At 55.1% G+C, this 18,125-nt stretch carries 17 protein-coding genes; 10 read left to right on the top strand and 7 right to left on the bottom strand.

All coding sequences use genetic code 11. From position 1 onward, the window contains the following. Positions 1 to 86 precede the first annotated feature (86 nt). From BK658_RS25445 to BK658_RS25470, 6 genes are all read left to right on the top strand, one after another. Entirely contained in the window at positions 87 to 2,933 is a 2,847-nt protein-coding gene (locus BK658_RS25445) for a phage tail tape measure protein (RefSeq protein ID WP_123584704.1), read from the top strand. 9 nt (positions 2,934 to 2,942) lie between these two features. Then, positions 2,943 to 3,788 carry a phage tail protein gene (locus tag BK658_RS25450; RefSeq protein WP_123584705.1) on the top strand — a complete coding sequence of 282 codons (846 nt, stop codon included), beginning with the start codon at positions 2,943 to 2,945 and terminating at the stop codon, positions 3,786 to 3,788. Further along, positions 3,763 to 3,969, top strand: coding sequence for a tail protein X (locus tag BK658_RS25455; protein ID WP_123584706.1), 207 nt, complete (start codon positions 3,763 to 3,765; stop codon positions 3,967 to 3,969). Before BK658_RS25450 ends, BK658_RS25455 begins: the two co-directional genes overlap by 26 nt. Positions 3,970 to 4,066: 97 nt before the next feature. Beyond that, positions 4,067 to 5,113 carry a phage late control D family protein gene (locus BK658_RS25460; RefSeq protein ID WP_123584707.1) on the top strand — a complete coding sequence of 349 codons (1,047 nt, stop codon included), beginning with the start codon at positions 4,067 to 4,069 and terminating at the stop codon, positions 5,111 to 5,113. A 48-nt stretch (positions 5,114 to 5,161) separates the two neighbouring features. After that, positions 5,162 to 5,725 carry a glycoside hydrolase family 19 protein gene (locus tag BK658_RS25465; protein ID WP_123584708.1) on the top strand — a complete coding sequence of 188 codons (564 nt, stop codon included), beginning with the start codon at positions 5,162 to 5,164 and terminating at the stop codon, positions 5,723 to 5,725. Then, positions 5,707 to 6,246, top strand: a complete 540-nt coding sequence (locus BK658_RS25470) for a lysis system spanin subunit (protein WP_123584709.1) — start codon at positions 5,707 to 5,709, stop codon at positions 6,244 to 6,246. The genes BK658_RS25465 and BK658_RS25470 overlap by 19 nt, the downstream gene beginning before the upstream one ends. Here BK658_RS25470 and BK658_RS25475 read toward each other — a convergent pair. Then, the gene (locus tag BK658_RS25475) at positions 6,233 to 7,060 is read right to left on the bottom strand and encodes a hypothetical protein (protein WP_123584710.1); all 828 of its coding nucleotides are present in this window, start codon (positions 7,058 to 7,060) and stop codon (positions 6,233 to 6,235) included. The genes BK658_RS25470 and BK658_RS25475 overlap by 14 nt on opposite strands. Positions 7,061 to 7,284: 224 nt before the next feature. Between BK658_RS25475 and BK658_RS25480 the strand changes: the two genes are divergently transcribed. Next, entirely contained in the window at positions 7,285 to 8,079 is a 795-nt protein-coding gene (locus BK658_RS25480) for a DNA adenine methylase (RefSeq protein ID WP_123584711.1), read from the top strand. 25 nt (positions 8,080 to 8,104) lie between these two features. Here BK658_RS25480 and drt4 read toward each other — a convergent pair whose 3' ends face one another. The 4 genes from drt4 to BK658_RS25500 form a co-directional block, all read right to left on the bottom strand. Next, positions 8,105 to 9,739, bottom strand: a complete 1,635-nt coding sequence (drt4, locus tag BK658_RS25485) for an antiviral reverse transcriptase Drt4 (RefSeq protein ID WP_123584712.1) — start codon at positions 9,737 to 9,739, stop codon at positions 8,105 to 8,107. A 165-nt stretch (positions 9,740 to 9,904) separates the two neighbouring features. Continuing rightward, entirely contained in the window at positions 9,905 to 10,939 is a 1,035-nt protein-coding gene (locus BK658_RS25490; RefSeq protein WP_123584713.1) for a DUF4238 domain-containing protein, read from the bottom strand. A 347-nt stretch (positions 10,940 to 11,286) separates the two neighbouring features. After that, positions 11,287 to 11,979, bottom strand: coding sequence for an SOS response-associated peptidase family protein (locus tag BK658_RS25495; protein ID WP_123584714.1), 693 nt, complete (start codon positions 11,977 to 11,979; stop codon positions 11,287 to 11,289). 29 nt (positions 11,980 to 12,008) lie between these two features. After that, positions 12,009 to 12,335, bottom strand: a complete 327-nt coding sequence (locus tag BK658_RS25500; protein ID WP_259740137.1) for a hypothetical protein — start codon at positions 12,333 to 12,335, stop codon at positions 12,009 to 12,011. 369 nt (positions 12,336 to 12,704) lie between these two features. Here BK658_RS25500 and BK658_RS25505 point away from each other — a divergent pair, with 369 nt between their 5' ends. After that, entirely contained in the window at positions 12,705 to 13,859 is a 1,155-nt protein-coding gene (locus BK658_RS25505; protein ID WP_123584715.1) for a polymorphic toxin type 44 domain-containing protein, read from the top strand. Then, positions 13,840 to 14,238 (top strand): hypothetical protein, encoded by a 399-nt coding sequence (locus tag BK658_RS25510; RefSeq protein ID WP_259740138.1) that lies wholly within the window; start codon positions 13,840 to 13,842, stop codon positions 14,236 to 14,238. The genes BK658_RS25505 and BK658_RS25510 overlap by 20 nt, the downstream gene beginning before the upstream one ends. Positions 14,239 to 14,545: 307 nt before the next feature. Here BK658_RS25510 and BK658_RS25515 read toward each other — a convergent pair whose 3' ends face one another. Together BK658_RS25515 and BK658_RS25520 are read right to left on the bottom strand one after the other, a co-directional pair. Next, on the bottom strand, positions 14,546 to 14,902 hold the full coding sequence (locus tag BK658_RS25515; protein ID WP_123584716.1) for a DUF6572 domain-containing protein: 357 nt from the start codon (positions 14,900 to 14,902) through the stop codon (positions 14,546 to 14,548). A gap of 24 nt (positions 14,903 to 14,926) precedes the next feature. Next, positions 14,927 to 16,180 carry an S-type pyocin domain-containing protein gene (locus BK658_RS25520; protein WP_259740139.1) on the bottom strand — a complete coding sequence of 418 codons (1,254 nt, stop codon included), beginning with the start codon at positions 16,178 to 16,180 and terminating at the stop codon, positions 14,927 to 14,929. Positions 16,181 to 17,047: 867 nt separating this feature from the next. On the opposite strand from BK658_RS25520, the gene BK658_RS25530 reads away from it, so the two are divergent. Next, entirely contained in the window at positions 17,048 to 18,061 is a 1,014-nt protein-coding gene (locus BK658_RS25530; RefSeq protein WP_123584718.1) for an IS110 family RNA-guided transposase, read from the top strand. Positions 18,062 to 18,125 lie beyond the last annotated feature (64 nt).

Consider the following 18,125-nt stretch of genomic DNA (forward strand, 5'->3'; position numbering starts at 1 on the left):
ATACTGTCGATGCCATTTGCCGAGATGGTGTGGTGGCTCACGGATTGAGCCGCTACCGGTAATGCTGTGCAACGGGGAGCCATGACATGGCGAACAAAATTGCCCTCGGGCTGGTGATCGGTGGCGCCGTCAGTTCGACGGTCGGCGCTGCGTTCAAAGACGTAACGGGGCGCATCAAGCGCCTCGAAGCGGAAGGCAACAAGGCACGCGTGCTGCAGCGCACGATTGGCGACACCATTCGCCTGCGCGATGAATGGAAAAAGGCCCACGACAGCGGTGCCGCCGGGGCGTCCAAATTGCTCAGTCGGTTGAACTCCAACCTCGACAGCTTGAAAAAACAGGGCGTCGAGGTCGGCCGGCTGGAGAAGGCCTATCGGTCCATGGGCCAGGCGGCCAACAAGGCTGAGTTTAAGGCCAAGGGGCATCAGCAGCTTGATGCCGGCAAGGCTGGCATGACAAAAGCGGTGGGTGCCGCTGTCGTTGGTGTGGGGGCTCTGGCGGTGCCGACGAAGGTCAGTGCGGACTTCGGTGCCATTGTTCGTGACATCGCGATCAAGGCCGGGATTGCCAACAAGCCACAAGAACAGGAGATGTCGCGCAAGATCATTGATACCTCGCGCGACACCGGCATGGCGCGCAACGACGTGGCCGACGTGGTCAACCAGTTGGTTGGCGCCGGTATGGAGTTGAGCAAGGCCCTGGAATACGCGCCCGTCGCGGCCAAGTTTGTCGTGGGGCAAGGGTCGAGCGGTGTCGATACGGCGAATATGATCAATGCCTTGGGGCAAAACGCCAAGATCACCGACGCCAAGCAGATGCAGCAGGCGCTGGAAGCGATTGCCTACCAAGGGCAGGCGGGCAGCTTTGAAGCGTCCGACATGGCCAAGTGGTTCCCTGAGCTGTTGGCGGAAATGGGCAAGAATGGGATCACCGGCATGGATGCGGTGACCCAGTTGGGCGCCATGCTGCAAGTGCAAATGAAGACGGCCGGCAGCTCGGACGAGGCGGCCAACAACCTCAAAAACTGGATGGGCAAAATCGGCTCGACCGACACCGTCCAGGCCTACAAAAAGGCCGGCATCGACTACAAGGGGTCGATGCAGACCGGGTTGCAAAACGGCATGTCCACGCTTGAAACCAGCATGGCGTTGGCTCAGAAGTACATTCAGGCCACCGATCCGAAACGCGCTGCGGCGATGGCCGAAGCGACGTCGAAAATCAGCAAGGAGGCGGACCCGGAGAAAGCCAAGGCCATGATGACCTCTCTGGAGGAGTCATTGCGCACCGGCGACCTGTTCGCCGACATGCAGGTTAAGGCGGCGCTTACAGCGTTCATGCAGAACAAGGCGCTGTACGCCCAGCTTAAAAACGATTCACGCGCGGCAACGGGCATCCTCGATAAAAACCTCAGCGAGCGACGTGAGTCGTCGTCGCAGAAGTGGGCCGAAATGGCTCAGTCGATGGATGACGCCATGCGTAGCGTAGGCGACGCGCTGCGCCCGGTCACGGATACCGTGGCCGTGACGCTGACTAACGTCACCAAGGGCATTACCGCGCTGTCTGACAGCTCGCCCAAGGTGGTGGCAGGGCTCGCCTCGGTTGGCGGCGGGTTGGTCGCACTCGCGGGCTTGTACAGTTCGTTCAAGATGGGCAAGGGCTTGTTCAATCTGGCACGCGGGTCGCTGGGCGGCAAGTCCGGCGCAGTGCAAAAGGTCTTCGTGACCAACTCCGAGGAAGGCGGCGGGGGCAAGGATGCCGAGCCCAAGGGCAAGGCCGGCAAAGCGTTGTCGCTGGTGGAAACCGGGCTCAAGGCGGTGGCGGCCTTCAAGGGTAAGTCTGTCGATGCCGAAGCAGGGGGCGAGGGCGACAAGAAGCCCGGCAAGCTCGACGTGGTTGCGACCGGGCTCAAGGTGGTTTCGCTGGCGCAGGAAGCGACCTCAGGGGGCGGTGAAGCAGGATCGGGGGGCGACGGTGTCAAGAAGGTGTTTGTCGTCAACGCGGGGGCCATGGGGGGCGCCGCTGAAGGGCCTGGAGAAACACGCCGGCGTGGTCGCGGTGCAAGGCGAACTGCTTCGCGGCGACGGGCCGGGTTGCCTCGGCCGGGTGGTTCTTCGCGCTCGCCTATTCCGGCGCCGCGTCCGCCGATTCCATCGGTGCCGGTGCCAGCCGGTGCGATGGCCAAGCTGGGAGGGGTCGTGCAAGCGGTCGGCAAGATCGGCAAAGCCGCCAAGATGATCCCCGGTGGTTCGCTGATGGATGCCGGTGCCATGGCATTCGAAACTTACCAGACGGCCAAAACCCAGGACGAAAAGGCTGAGGGTTATGGCGCGGCCGCCGGCAATCTGGCCGGCACCATGGCCGGGGCGGCGGCAGGGGCGGCCATTGGCTCGGTAGTGCCAATTATTGGTACCGCCATCGGCGGATTGGTTGGCGCCTATCTCGGCAGTAAGGGCGGCGAGGCGTTGGGCGGCTCCTTGAGCAAGTCGCTGTTTGGTGGCAAAGATGACAAGCCCGAAGAAAAGCCGGCGGCACCGATCACGCCGTTATTGATGGCGCCGCGCCCTGGTCCGGCGGTTCCCGGCTTGGCCACCATGGGCCAGTCCTTCAATGGGGCGAACAGTCCAGGAGCGTTGTTGATGGCTCAAGCGCCGGCCCCGCAAGGGCCAGTGCTGGGCGATGTCGCGCGTTCATTGGCCGTTCAGGCACCGGCCAAGCCGGCAGCCGTGGTGATCCAGTCCAAGGAGCCGGAGAAGCCTGTGCCGGCCAAAGTGGATCAGCAGTTTCAGTACTCGCTGAACATGCCGGTCACGGTGCAAGGGGATGTCAAAGACCCGCAACGCTTGGCTCAGGACCTGATGCCGCACATGCAGCGGATGATGGCGGATGCCGCGAAACAGAACGCCGCCAAGCTGTACGACGAACCCCACGTGTAAGGAGGCCTCATGGCTTATATGGAACAGTTGCAATCGGGCCTCAAGTACCTGGTGGAAGCGGGGGAAGCTGGCCGGCGCAGTGCGGACGGCATGCTGGGGCCGGTCAACGGTGCGATCAGCGAAATCACCGGCGCGGCGTCCGAGCTGGAAAATATCCCGTTTGTGGGGCCGGCTATCGGGGCCAAGCTTCAGCGGGTGATGCGCGGCGTAGATGCCGCTCAGGCCAAGGTCGGCCAAGCGGTGGCGGTGTACGGCCGTGCGACCCGGGCGGCCACTGAAGTACAGGAGCGGTTGGGCACGCTGAAAGAACAGGCGGGCAAGGCGGCGACGGCGATCAACAACATCGCCGGCAAGGTCAGCCCGTCGCTGGCCAACATCGTGCCCACCAGCTCCTTTGCCGTGGATGCAACGCCGGCGCCGGAAGCAGTGAAGCCGTTCCCGCACTTGCTGATCATCCAGCCTCGTGACCCCAAGTTGCAGCCCTACTATTTCAATCTGGACACGGCGGCTTTCGACGAGCTGAGCCGCTCGACCGAATTTCGCTGGGCTTCCCAGGAGCGGCTGTCGCGCCGTCCGGCGCAACAAGCCGTTGGAATGGGTGAGGAAAAGCTAACACTCAAAGGGACGATTTACCCGGGCTTCAAGGGTGGCCTCAAGCAGCTTGATACGTTGCGCACCATTGGCGCCAGGCTTCAGCCTCTGACCCTGACCACAGGCTATGGCGAGGTGATTGGGACCTGGTGCCTGAAGACCATCAACGAGGAGCAGGGCGCGCTATTGCACGGCGGGATTCCCCGTAAACAAGGGTTCACTTTGGAGTTTGTGCGCTATGGCGACGACATGCAGAACGTCTGATGGGGACATGCTCGATGTCATCTGTCACAACGCTTATGGCCATCTGAACGGCAGCACCGAGGCAGTGCTGGATGCCAATCAGGGGCTGGCGGACGAGCCCCAACCCTACCGCGCTGGGGTGGTGATCGTGTTGCCGGATTTGCCTAGCCCAACCGAGGAAGGGATTAGCTTGTGGGATTGACCTCGGACGGCACCAGCGCCGGCAGCCCGTTGCGTTACGCGTAACGACACTTTGTTTTTTGACCCGCCTTGTGCGGGCTTTTTTTTGGACAAAATCCATGACTCCCACTTTTCGAATCGTTGCCGATGGCGCTGATGTCACGGCGCTGATCAATGATCGGCTGTTGTTGCTGCGCACCTCTGACAAACCGGGCATGGACTCCGACGAGTTTGAGTTACGCATTGATGACCGTGACGGCCAGGTGCAGTTGCCTCGGCGTGGCAGCTCTATCGAGGTTTACTTGGGCTATGCCGAAACGTCTCTGGCGCGTCTGGGGCGTTACACCGTGGACACGGTCGAGGTGTCGGGTCCGCCGGACACCATCGTGATCAAGGGCAAGGCCAGCGACATGCGCGGCAGTGGCAAGACCATCCGCAGCGGAAGCTGGGAAAACGTGCCCCTGTCGAAGATCGTGGCCGACATCGCCGCGCGTAATGGCTGGCAGCCGGTGTGCCCGGTGACGACAAAGGTCGCCCGGGTGGATCAGCTCAGCGAGTCCGATTTTAATTTCATCACGCGCCTGGCCAAGCAATATGACTGCACGGCCAAGGTCGCCGACGGCAAGCTGTTGGTGATGCCGCGTCAAGGTGGCCAGACCGCCAGCGGCAAGGCGTTTGGCGCGATCACCCTGACGAAGAGCGACCTCAGTCGCTGGCAGTTCAGCCTGGGCGATCGCAACTCGCACAAGGCCGTGGCGACCAAACACCAGAACAAGAAGGACGGCAAGCTGGCGGTCGTCACCATTGACAACAACGACGCCCCGGCTGGCTTGCCGGCGGTGCATACCGATCGGCATATCTACCCGAACAAGACCGCCGCCGAGGCGGCCGCTAAGGCGCGTTTGTCGGCGTTCAACCGTTCGACCGCTGACGTTCGCCTGGAGATGCCCGGCCGGACGGACCTCTTTACCGAGCGGCCCATTAATGCCCAGGGGTTCAAGGTCGGCCTTGATGGCGAATACCTGGCGGATTCGGTCGAGCAGGTGGTCACCCAGGCCGGCTGGTCGACCACCGTCGAGTGCAATGCCGGCAAGCAAGGCAAATCCAAAGGCAAGAAAAAGAAAGACACGAAGCCGCTCAAGGTTATGAGCGTCCAGAAGTTGTAACGCATCCCATCGCCGCTTGAATGCGGTTTTTTTATGTCCGGAGTTTTTATGTCCATCACGGAACAACAACTACAACGCATCATGCCGAACGCCCGCCGCCAAGCGGGCGTTTTTGTTTCGGCCCTCAACGCGGCGATGCTCCGCCGGCAGATTAATACACCTCCGCGTCAGGCGGCGTTCCTGGCCCAGCTCGGTCATGAGTCGGGTCAGCTGCAGTACGTCCGCGAACTGGGCGGTGATCAGTACTTGAGCAAATACGATACCGGCAATCTGGCGGTAAAACTGGGCAATACCCCGGAGGCCGACGGAGATGGTCAGCGCTATCGCGGTCGCGGTCTGATCCAGATCACCGGCCGTAATAACTACCTGCGCTGCAGCCTGGCGCTGTTTGGCGATGAACGATTGCTGCGCACTCCGGAGTTATTGGAACTGCCGCAATGGGCTGCCGAGTCGGCCGCGTGGTTCTGGTGGGTACGTGAGCTGAATGCCCTGGCAGATCGGGGGGAGTTCGAGGCGATCACCCGAAAAATTAACGGCGGGCTCAACGGCCTGGCGGATCGGCTGGAGATGTGGGGGCGGGCGAGGGCGGTGCTATGCGTATCGTCGACCTGATCCCAGCGCCGTATCGGTTACTGGCCAGCGGCGCACTGCTGATGGTATTGGCCGGCGGATCTGCTGCGTTAGCGTGGCAGGTTCAGGACTGGCGCTACGGCCGGCAGCTGGAGCAACAAGCCCGCCTGCAGGCGGAAAGCCTCAATCAACAGACGCTGGCAGCGGCGACCCAGCAACAAGCTGAACAGGCCAAACGTCTGGCCCTGGAGCAGCGGCTGTCCGCCAGCGAACAAACCTATTACCGAGTCCTGAGCGATGCCCAACGTGATCAAGGTCGCCTGCGCGACCGCCTTGCCACTGCTGATCTGCGCTTGTCAGTCCTACTCGACGCCACCGATTCAGCCAGTGGTGCAGTGTCAGCCGCCACCTCAACCGGCGGCGTGGTTCATGGAGCCACAAGAGCCCAACTTGACCCAGCGCATGCTGAACGAATTATCGGCATCACCGATGCCGGCGACCAAGGACTGATAGCCTTGACTGCGTGCCAAAGCTATTTGCGAGAAATTTCTAGTACTCGCTAGTTTTACGACTGGCGAAAGCCCTCTCGTCTTCCTCATGATTTTCACGTAAAGCGCTTCCAATGTGAGGGGCTATGTCATTTCTCCAGCATGGAGTGAATTCGAAATTAGCCGACCCCGTGACTCTAAAAATGGTGTCGGCTAGTTCTCCGACCATGTTAAGAAAATCAATCATTATTGGGGTGTCACTATCGTCAGATGCAAGAAAATATAATGTGCTTGAGTTATCTGGAACGCTGGATAGTGTTTTTATTGTTTGAGTGCTGTTGGCTAGCATGAAAAAGTTGTGGGTTATTATTTTGTTGCAAAGGTCTAGTGTTTGATGTTCGATTAGTGTGGAGTGCCTTTCCAGGAAGATGACTATTGAGTTGTTGAGTTGTGAGAGTTGTTCTAAAAAATAAATTTCCCATGTTCGATTTGGATAAATTGGAGCTGTGCTTGATGCGTCTAGTGCGCGAACTTGAGCTGCTTGCAGTGATTTAATGTGTTTGCAGTGTGGTGTTTTTGAGTCTTCTCCTGGGGTGCGTGCTGTGGCTTTTATAATATTAAATATAAAGCTGCTGAATTGAGCTATAGGAATTACTAATGTGTTGAGTGCGATTCGGTTGAGCTGTTCTTGGTTCTTGTTTTCTTTGTAGGATATATAGAAATTTATTATGATTGCAGCTAGTGTTGTAGATAGAAGCGATGTTGCTAGGCTTAGTGCTATGTTTTTTTGGATCTCGTCTGTACTGGCGTGGTATGTGTAGAAAGTTATTAGTGTGAAAGCTGCAAGTAGGAGTATTGGTATCCAGTAGAGTTTTATGGTTTTGTTCATTTTCCATTCCCTGAATAAGGTTTCAGTTTCTCGTGACTTAATTTTGGCGCGTAATTTTACAAATTTTTAATATAAAAGGAGCGTCTGAAGTGAATGCGTCAACATCAACTTCAGACACCAAACTCGCAGAACCTCCCTGCAAGCCCAGCCGAGGCTCCTGCTCCGTGCACAAAGCTCGGAGAGCCTAGCACCTGTTTATCCATACAGCAAAGGTCTTGCGTTCAATGTCCACACCCATCATCCCTTGGATGGGCGGCAAACGCAGCCTGGCCGACCGCCTCATTCCGCTTTTCCCACCGCACGAATGCTACGTCGAAGTCTTTGCCGGCGGCGCAGCGCTCTACTTCATGCGACCCCAGGCCGCTTCCGTGGAAGTTCTCAACGACATCAACGGCGACCTGGTGACGCTGTATCGCGTCGTGCAGAACCATCTTGAAGAGTTCGTTCGCCAGTTCAAATGGGCGCTTAGCTCACGCCAGGTATTCGAGTGGCAGAAGATGACCCGCCCCGAAACCCTCACCGACATCCAGCGCGCCGCCCGGTTCTTCTACCTGCAGCACCATGCCTTTGCTGGCAAGGTCACCGGGCAAACCTTCGGTACCGCCACCACCGGCCCGGCCATCAACCTGCTGCGGATCGAAGAAAATCTATCGGCCGCCTGGCAACGTTTGTCGGGTACCTATGTCGAAAACCTGCCCTGGCTTGAATGCGTCGAACGCTACGACCGTGCCCACACCTTCCACTACATGGACCCGCCTTACTGGCAGACCGCCGGTTATGGGGTGGACTTTCCGTTCGAGAACTACGAGCGGATGGCCGACTTCATGCGGCGCTGCAAAGGTAAGGTGATGGTCAGCATCAACGATCACCCGGACATCAGACGGGTGTTCGAGGGCTTTCACTTCGAGACTCTGGACATTCGTTACAGCAACGCCAACCAAAGGCAGGGGAAGGCCGAGGTGAGTGGTGAACTGGTGATCATGAATTGGGACCCAGCAGGACTAGGTGGATTGTTCTAAAAAAGCGGAAAATCATTCGAGGTTTCTAATAAGGTTTAATTATATTTGGTGGTGCTGAAACTAGTGCGGGTGCGGGAACAAAAAGTGGGACGGATTCGAAAATTTTACGAATTTTTTCTGTTTCAAGTTTGTCCTCGCTCTCGCTATTTTTGTTATCTAAATATGAAAAGCTAACTTGATGTTTCATCATTGTTTGGTATTCCGGTGTGATAAATTTTTTGTCGAGTCTGTCCCAGTGTAGGAGTTGATAGATTAGTAGCCAGTATTTGTCTTGGTCATAGCCTGGTTGAAGTGTGCTCAGGAACGCTGCACTGCATCCATGATGATCCTCGAAATGCTCGATTAATAGTATTGCAGTGCAGTCTTCGGCTTGTATTATTGCCGCAATAACGTTTGGGTCTAGTGTTAAATTGTGTTTGTGTAAGTAGTAGAGTGGCCAGCACATTCCATCTGAGCGCCCAAGTTTAGCGTTTGTTGCGGCGATTTTGTTTAGGTGGAGTTCGTATTTTTTGGGGTCGACATTAGGCTGTTCAAGTAACTCTTCAAGCAGAGGGAGAAGATGAGGGTAAATGAATGATAGGTTGAGAAGGTAATGTATGACGGGTTCGTTTGCGGTGTTGTCTAGCCTTCCAAGTATCATTTTTACTGCGTATTTTATGATGCTGCCATCCGGTTCTTTTGAGTTTAGATGGACTGCCAGTTCGATATGTTTTATTGCTTCCAGAGCGCTGTGCTTGAAACTTAGTATTTCGTCGTCATGTTTGTTTAGGTAGCCGATTGGGCTTCTTGACTGTAGTTCGATCAGCCACTCGTTATGTATTGTGGCTGGTAGCTCTTTTATTGTGGTTTTTCGCGTATTGATTGTTAGTTTAAATTTTTTAAGCTGGCTCTCTAATGTGTTTAGGAACTCTAATGCTTTTTCATGCGTTTCGCAGTAGCAGGTGTAGTCATCAATGTAGCGTGTGTAGTCAAATTTTTTAGATAGACTCTCATCTATACGAGTTAATATAATTTCGGCGGCAAAATTTGAAATGGCAGGTCCAATTCCAATGCCTTGAGTCTCGCCTCGTCTTATATTGCGAAAGCCTTCATCTATCTGATTGTACCATTCCGCATTGCCGCGAAACTCTTTTGCATGCTCGAAGCCTACTAGCGCCCAAGGGATGGCATGCGTGTATATGCTGGGGAAGCAGTTGGAGATGTCCGTTTGGACTCTAAATTTTTTTCCGAAGCTATGATCTAAAAGTCTTTCGGATTTTTCAAGAGGATCTTCGTAATCCATTACTACTAGTTTACCGCTTTCATTTTTATGAGGCTTAATGAGGCTGTTTACATTGTTGTATATGTCCATTTTTAGATTGATTTGTTCTAAGCTGTTAGCGACAGTATTGCAAAGTTTGGAGTAGGGTAGGGGGTGAGGTATTGACAGTAGGCGCGTTGTAGAGTTGTGTCTTGTTAGGCTGAATTCAACTTGATCGTATTTCTGTTTTCTGTCTTTTGGAAAGTCAATGTAAGTAAGTTCTAAAGATACTTCGGGTGTGAATTTTTTGGAGTGTAGCGCAGGGGTGTATTCATTTTCTTTTTTTTGAGTTGGAAAATAACTCCACCGAGTTAGGGCCTCCAAAAGAAAATCCTTTGACATCTTATTGATCTGCTCCATTTCTCTCTAAATCCCTTGGTTAATTCTTGGTGTTACTAGTTTGGAGTTCGTGATAGTTTTCAAAAACTTAACTTCTAAATTATTTGAAAATTTCATTTCGCACAGTAAGTCGTTACTAATGGTTGGTACCGCACCGGTGTGATTCTGAAAGGCGTCAATCAACGACTAAGTCCCCATGCGCTCATATGTTCTAACGGAGACGATGCCGTCGGTCTTCGCATGAGTCCCGCTCTCGACGCGGGACGTAGGCTGCCACTCGGTGCCTGCTAGGCCGAGTTCAGTTGTGATGCTTTCAACGAGGGCTATATCACTTCCCATGACTTGCCTGTGACAATTCAGAGCGACTGTCATGTTGAATCGACGTAGATCATCGTTCTTGATGTCTGCGCGACCTGTTCTTCCCAATGATCCACTTGCGACGAGAGCGTACTTCGAGGTTAGCGGGACCAGAATCTGTGCATGAGGTGAGCCATAACCGATTGGTAGATTTCGAGTTGCAGTCGAAGTCGACATCAGCACGACAGGTGAGTCTGAAGTCAGGAAGCTGTGGCCATCGCCGGACGCGTGCAGAATCATCCAGTCTCGTTTTAATAGTTCTTCGGCCACAATGTGCCAGACTTTCAGCGAACGACCGCGTGCATATCCTTGGTCTACCTCGACATCATAGGACTCCTCGCGAGCCATTTTCGTGACATCTTGGGCTTGCTTCTGCAGCAAAGAATCATTTGCCTCATCCCCCTTAATTTTCTTGAGGAGTTCAAGGACCTGAGACTCGTCTGTCAGCGTTAGGCGAGATCGTGCTTTCACAAATCCCGCGTAAACGCTGCTCGCCTCCGCAATTGCCGCCGGTGTCCGAACAGCTGTAAGGCCCAGAAAGATCGCGAAGGTTTCGCGGTCTGCGGAGCTTAAGTGCTTGCCCTGCACGAGCGACTTCAGGATAGGGGCCGCAGCATTTTCGATGTGACCGAAAAATACCTCAAGGTCAAACCGCTTGCGGTCTTGATGGTCCTCAAAGGTGTACAGGTGGCCGACAACCGCTACATTCTTCGGTCGTTGCTTTCTGATCTCACCACTGGCCCGATCAAAGACTCCAAGCCATCCGGCCGAGGTAAAACCCTCTAAATAGAACTTTGGAACAAAGTGCTGTCGCTTTGGGCCATTGAGATGGGGCTTCGATTTAAGATTTTCGAATGTATCCATCGGATGATCGTCGTCCTGTCACCCCTAGGGTGGTAGTGGAGTACTCAGTATAGATGCTCAGGCTTTACGAACGGGATTATCGGGATGAACAAGAGTCTCGACCGCAATCACTAGCTTGTCCATGGGCCACCGCTTGTGCAAATAAATCGTTGAAGATGACACCGTATAAGGGGCCATCTCTTTGCCGGATGTCAGAATCGAGGGCTTGGCATAGTTACGATTCCCTTCGAGAAAATTCAAGCATAGCAGCGGCAGCACCTGCGACAGATACCTATTACAAGTTGCTTTGTTGCTACGCGTTGAACGGGTATAGGGATTTTGGTCCAGTCCGACTGGGCTTTTGTTGTTTACTGCGTCAAATCCTTGATTGCTTCGATCACTACAGGCCCTTGGTTCCTAACATTGCCTACAGCCCGGTCCACCTTGAACCACTCGAATACTTTTGTCGGCTCACCCTGCAACAACACCATCTGTTCGGCACGCTCTTTGGGCGTTGCCGGGTCCAGCCACTCCTGAGCTAGCTCCGGTTCAAGCACTACCGGCCGGCGGTCGTGAATATCCACCATGCCGCCAACGCTATCGGCGGTGATGATCACGAAGCCGTCGTGCTCGCCAGGCCCTTCGTCGCTGTCGGGAAATTGGCCGATGGCGGCACACAAGATCGGTGAGCCGTCCTGGCGCCTGATCAAGTAGGGCTGCTTCTTCGGTCCGCCTTCATCGACCCATTCAAACCAGTTGTCGATGGGCGTGATGGCACGGTGTGGCCAGATCGCCCGGAAGAATGCGCCGTGCGCGACTTTCTCGACCCGGGCATTGATCGGTGGAGCACGATCCTTCGCCCAGTGCGGCCGCCATCCCCAACGCACCCGATCAGCGTGCAGGGCGTCGCCTTCGAGGTGGAGCAGGGCGACCTGAGTCGATGGCGCGACGTTGTAACGCTCGAGCGGCTGATCGCCGACGGTGTTGACCAGAGCATTGGGCATGCTCAGCGCTGCAACGAAGTCATGGATGCCTCGGTATTGTGAAAGTCGTCCACACATTGGCGAGCCCTCCAGTAGAACCAGCAAGTTTAGTTGCCCGGGAGGCGGGTATATGGGGCGATTCCTGTGAGTTCGACAATACGGGCGTAGAGCTCGCTGATCACTCTGTCTTTCGCCGCCAGCTGCCAATTGCACTTGATTTCGATTGAGGTTTTGTCTCGCTTGGTATCTGACAGATTGGCTTGTGTGCGACTCAGCTCTGCCCTGAGGTGGTCGCGCTCTTTGGACACATCCGCGTGCATCTGCACCAGGCCGAAGATGTCCTCGCGGGCTTTGCGCAGTTGCAGGGTCAGCTCCTGGACTTCGTTTCCAGCATGCGGTTGTAGTGGGAGATAGTTTCCAGTTCGGTCGGGCATCCAAGCCAGTCGCTGGTGTCTTCGATGTCGAGAGGATTCACGGTAGGTGCCTTTACTGGCGACTGTTTGGATATACAGTAGTATGGGCGTGACGGTCGGGCGAGTGTGGGGTGACGAGCTGTAGGGTTTGGGGTGGTGTACGGTCGGTAGGACGCAGCGAGAAGGGGCGCTTTGCTGACGCCTCGGCAATCGAATGACCGTGTGTGGCTCATGGCTACCATTCAAGCCCTCATGCCAGAGCGGGTATCCTTCGCTCCCAGCAGTGACACGGAGCGCAGGGAGTACGGAGTATAAGCATCCGCATATCCCGCTAACGTCATTTTGCCCGGCCTCAGGCCGGAATTCCCAAGGACGAATCAAGGACGACGCATGATCTCTTCTGCCCGACTGGGCGATAAACACACCTGCCCATTGCCAGGGCACGGCACCACCCCTATTGCTTCTGCCAGCGCTGATACCAACATCAACTTCATGGGGGCTGCCCGCGTTGGTGACACCTGTGGTTGTGGTGCGGTGATTACGACAGGGTTCCCATCCATTCTGGTGAATGGCCGTCCCATGGCTCACTTGGGAAGCCCAACTAGTCACGGCGGAACCATCATCACCGGGTCAGGCGATGTTGGTGGTGGGTTCGTCTTTGGTGGTGGCGCCGGGGCTGCAATCATCAACTTCGCCAAGCTCGGGGCAATACGTCCGAACGGGACTGTGGATGATGAAAAGATGGCCACCCTGTTGGCTGATCCAAAGCTCACAGAAAAAGCCACTGCTGCGAATGCGTTGGTAGACCCCAATGCGCCGAAGAAGGCTGTACCGAAAAAGGCTGATCCGAAAGAAGCTGAGGCTAAAACACCGACTGCAGTTGCCTGCCCACATCCTGACCGGATGGCAGAGCTAGCGGCTTACATCGCAGGTGAAATGAACCGCAACATCAAGCACCCGTCAGTCGTGAAGATGAAGAAGCTCAACAGCTTCGATGCCGCTGCCGAATACGGCAAGTTTCAAAAGCTACCTTGGTACGCTCGTCTATCGCCCCCCAACTTTGAAGCCATGGCGCTTGGGAACAAAGGTGCAGCACTGGCATTGTGGACAGAGCGTGTTGGCCAGAACAGGCCATGGGATCACAAGCCCAAGATAGGCGAACAGTTCGGCGGAGCATGGCAGAAACAGGGTAAGTTTGATTACTTCTACGACATTTGGTCGAACGTCCACTACGGGTATGTGGGGATGGCAGGCGGTCTTTCCGAAGGCATCTTGCTGGATGGTGCAGGGGTCGAGCAGATTGCTTCAGACTCAATCCGCAAAGTTCAGAAGTGGAAAGAAAGACCGGGTCCGCACCGCTCAGCAGATATTGAAGGGATGCGTGCGTGGGATGATGTCGCTGATAGGACATCGATCTGCATCGGTGTGAAGCTGTATAAGCTGCACCCAAACGGAGGTATTACCGCGAAGATGGTCATGGACGAAGTGTTAGCAGTGAAGCCTGCAAGCTGGGGGGATGGCATCCGTGACCACGTTTGTAAGTAAGCCCAGATCTAGGTATGTCTGGCGTGGTCTGATCGTGCTGGCAGTCGGTCCCATTGCCTTCTGGTACTTCGCCACGCCACAAGTGAGTTTTCATTTCTCGAAGGATGGCCAAGGGCGGCTTGGCTACATCCTCAATGTCCAGCACGACATATCCAAAGGCGAGATTTACCCCGGTGAAGCAACTGGTGGCGCTGGTCACATTTTCCCGAGCAAGAAGTTTTTCATGGAGTTCGACTGGAACAACGCTGGCAAGTCGCACTGTGTCCGCGTCAAACCGAAATGGCCTGATACAGACATCTACATCGGGCCAAGCGGTGAGATTGATAGCCTCACCGATAGCCGCAGCATTGAGCCGTGTGGGCCATTTCCGACTGAGTGAGAGAGACCGATATTTTTCAGTCCCGGCCTGCATAGCTCTGCTTAGTTGGAAAAGGTTTAGGGCAAAATTAGGGCAGAATCGGGGCCGCAATAGACCGCAGCACGCCACGCGCCAAGGATGAAAACGCCGTGTTTGATGGCCTACAGCGGTCCACAGAGACACCTGAAGGGGTTCGAATCCCTAACTATACCCAGGTCATGACGACGACCGTTCTTCTAGCTGCGAACCCTGCACGATGACAGGGATCGGCCCCCCCCATGCTCTGCAGCATCCAGAAAGCGGGGCTCTGTACTGGCCATATTACTGATCACATGTTGCGAGTGGCTTCGTCCGCTTTAAGTACGAACTCCAGCCCGATGCCCACTTCCTTTAGCACCTCAGTAGCGCGATCAACAAGGAGTTCGCCTTGCTCTGAAAGCTCATACTTGCCCTGGATGCGGATGATGGGAGACTTGCCTAGAGCATCCGGAATCTCCGTGTAGATTTCACCGCTTTCGATAAAAGCGATGTACGCATTCAGTTTCTCTTGAAGCACCAGGAGGTGCTCGCCTTGTTCGGCTTTGTCAGCCCACCCGAGGTGGTCAGAGATACCGAGAACTATCTTGCTGTTGTCCCATTTTGGGATTCCCCACATATCAATGATTTTGGCGTCTGTTACTGACATGGCAGCTCCTTAAGTGTGTTGGTTTTACTTCGGTCGCAGGATGTCTACACGGGTAGGCGGGAGAACTGTGCCTCCGGGGAAGCCGGGCTTACCCTTGCCGACAATGGTCCCGCCACTCTCTTCAATTTCTGGAAACGCAATTTTCTGGTTTCGTGTTAATGGCGCTGTGTCAGAGGCTTTGCATTCGACGCACGCGATATCACCGTTTGCATCTCTACCGATCATGTCGAGACGGGTTCTGGTGCCGCTACCTGTTTTGATTGTTACCTGTTGCCCTGACTCCTCCATCTCCTCTGAAAAGTCACCGTAAGCCTTGTCCTCAAAAGCAGCGCCAGCAGCCTTATTTTTCTCCAGCTGCGTGCTGAGCACAATGTAGATTGGCTCAATGCCCGAGTCAGGGAACCAGATAATTGCATCTTGGAACTCTGGAGGATGCGCAGGATTCGCCAGCACCGTGTCAGATTGTGCTGTCGGCGGATACACCCAGACAGGTGGCAACTGTGGGGCGCCCTCTAGGGCAGGAATACCCAGCACACCGTCAGGACTTGCCGCTGGGGTCCAAGTGAGCCCAATTCCATTGCCGATGTCAGCAACAAATTTCTCGCCGACTTTCTCGCCCTTGATGACGGGGACATTTTCCCAATCCTTTTTGCCACCTGTGTAGAAGCCGTAAGCGTTAACGGAGCCATCCGGCAAGGTCTTCACGTTGACACGGACACGTGTACGGCCTGCATCGAGTGTTGCGTACTGATCGTTCGTGTAGAAGGCGCTATCTGGTGAAATGCTGGTGTTCGGAATTAGTAGTGCAATGGTGCCCACAGCAAAGCCAGCAGCTAAGCCTGATCTTTTCAGCAACCCCAGTGACAGCGATCCACCAAGACGTTCAGCAATTGCACTGCCAGTAGCAGACCCGCCCACCAGTTGCAGTGGGCTGCCTTCGGCTGTAATCGCAGCCCCAGTGGCAAGCACTGCCCACAACCCGTAGTCGGCCAGTTTCTCCACAGGCACAAACCCGGTTGGGTTCTTGTGATTGATTTCTCCGTCAGGCAGGTTGCAACTCTTGGCGAATACACAGCCAGCTGTTGATTGTGCGTCTTTCTTGGTGGAGGTCGCGCGCTGATCCTCATACGCCTGCTGTCGGCCTAGCATGTCGTCGTAGGATTTTTGTCTGGCGTCACGCTCTGCCAGTTCGGTGGCCGTCATATTTCGATAGGTGACGTGATGACCATCACCCGAGGGCGGGTTTTTAACTTGCGGTATATCCGTGTTGCGAGCCATGAGCGTCCTTGTTCGTCTTTAGGCGTCCCGGCCTGAGGCTGGGGCAGAATGACTTTTCCGTGTCATTTGCAGAGAGCGGATGGTAACCGCACTAGCATGGGAGTTTGAATGATGGCATTTTGCGCACCCGCTGCCGTCATTACGAAAGTTTGCTTCTGGCTGATTGCAATCGTCATCGCGGGTCGGGCAGGGGTGAGTGGCGAAGGGGTGATCATGAACTGGGCGCCATCAGCTTTGGGAGGGCTGTTCTGATGCAGCTGGCCGATGTTCAGGTTTATTGCGGAGAAGGGAGAGTCTCGTCGAAGCGCTGGTGTCTGTTTCGATTCGTTCGGGGTCTTAAAAAAACAGAAACAGACACAGTGCTTTTTTTCGTCTGGGTGGAAGGGTTTTCTATTGTGAATGAGTTTTAGGATTGGAGAGCACGGCACTGTCGACAAAGTTTGCCGGCGGAATTTGGTGAGGGCACCGTCCGGCTCGCGCAGCTTTCTGTATTGGTGGTACAAAAATGGTACGCATTGAATTTTCAGTGGCATTTAAGCCTTTATTTGCTGGGTGGTGCTGGAAAGTCAGTCCAATCCATCATCGGGGTGATGGAGACGTGGCGGGAGAGCGGTTGGGCGGTAGTTGGTGCGGCTGAATGGGACATGGGTATCTGAATAAGAGGAGTGAGAGACGGGGGAGGGAGTGGGAGGGCGCTAGGGGGCGTGATGCACCTGCGGCGACCACGTTTCTGACGTCGTGCTTCTTACCCGGCTTTCGTTAGGGATTAAATAAATCTGAGAATCATCTGGCCGGCCTCCCCACCTTTCGGAGGTGGCGCAAAATTCAAGGTGCGAACTTAGTCTTTTGCGGAGGAGGCCTGTAGTGATGAAATTCTGTGGCATAGACCTGCATTCGAACAACAGCGTTGTGGTGGTTACCGACGAAACGGACCGGATACTGGCCAGTCGACGTTGCCCCAATGAATTGACGCCAATCCTCTCGCTACTCGAGCCGCATCGTGCCGAACTGGTCGGTGTCATGGTTGAGTCGACGTACAACTGGTACTGGTTGGTCGATGGTCTCAAGGCGGCGGGCTTCGAAGTTAAACTGGCCAACCCCGTGGCGATGAAACGCTACGACGGTTTAAAGCATTCCGACGACAAGGATGATGCGGCTTTCCTGGCGCATTTGCTGCGGCTCGGGATTTTGCCGAGGGGCTATATCCACCCGCCGCAAGAACGGGCGCTGCGAGATTTAGCACGTAAGCGTATTCAACTGGTACGCAGTCGGACTCAGCACATTCTGGCCGTCGAAAACATCATGGCGCGTCAGTTTGGCCGCCGGTTGAGTTGCAATGACGTCAAAGGGCTGTCCGCCACCTCCGTGGACAGGCTGGGCCTGTCGACGGAGGTGGCGCTGGCGATGAAAGCCAATGTCGCCATCATCCAGGCGGTGCAGTCTCAGATTGATGTCCTCGAGGACCGATTGCTGCTGGAAGCCAGTCTGCACCCAGAGTTTTCCTTGTTGAAAACGATGCCCGGGATTGGCGAAGTTCTGGCCACGGTCATCATGCTGGAAACGGGAGATATCGAGCGCTTTGCCGGCGTTGGCAACTTCGCCTCTTATGCCCGATGCGTAAAGAGTGCGCATTACTCCAACGGCAAGAAAAAAGGCGAAGGCAACACCAAGAACGGCAACGCTTACTTGATCTGGGCCTTTATCGAAGCGGCCAATTTTGCTCGACGTTTCAGTGATGACGCCAAACGTTTTTTCGAAAAAAAGAAAGCCAAGACCAACGCCGTGGTCGCCACTAAAGCGTTGGCGCACAAACTGGCACGGGCGAGTTACCACATCCTGAAGGAGAAACAGCCTTTCGATGCCAAACGCTGTTTCGCCTGAAGGGCGAGTTAAGGTGACGGCTGGCCAACCAAAAAGGGACTGGGCGCGAACCACAAAATCTGAG

Origin of the sequence: Pseudomonas brassicacearum (assembly GCF_003732175.1) — a bacterium.
Taxonomy (GTDB): domain Bacteria; phylum Pseudomonadota; class Gammaproteobacteria; order Pseudomonadales; family Pseudomonadaceae; genus Aquipseudomonas; species Aquipseudomonas brassicacearum_G.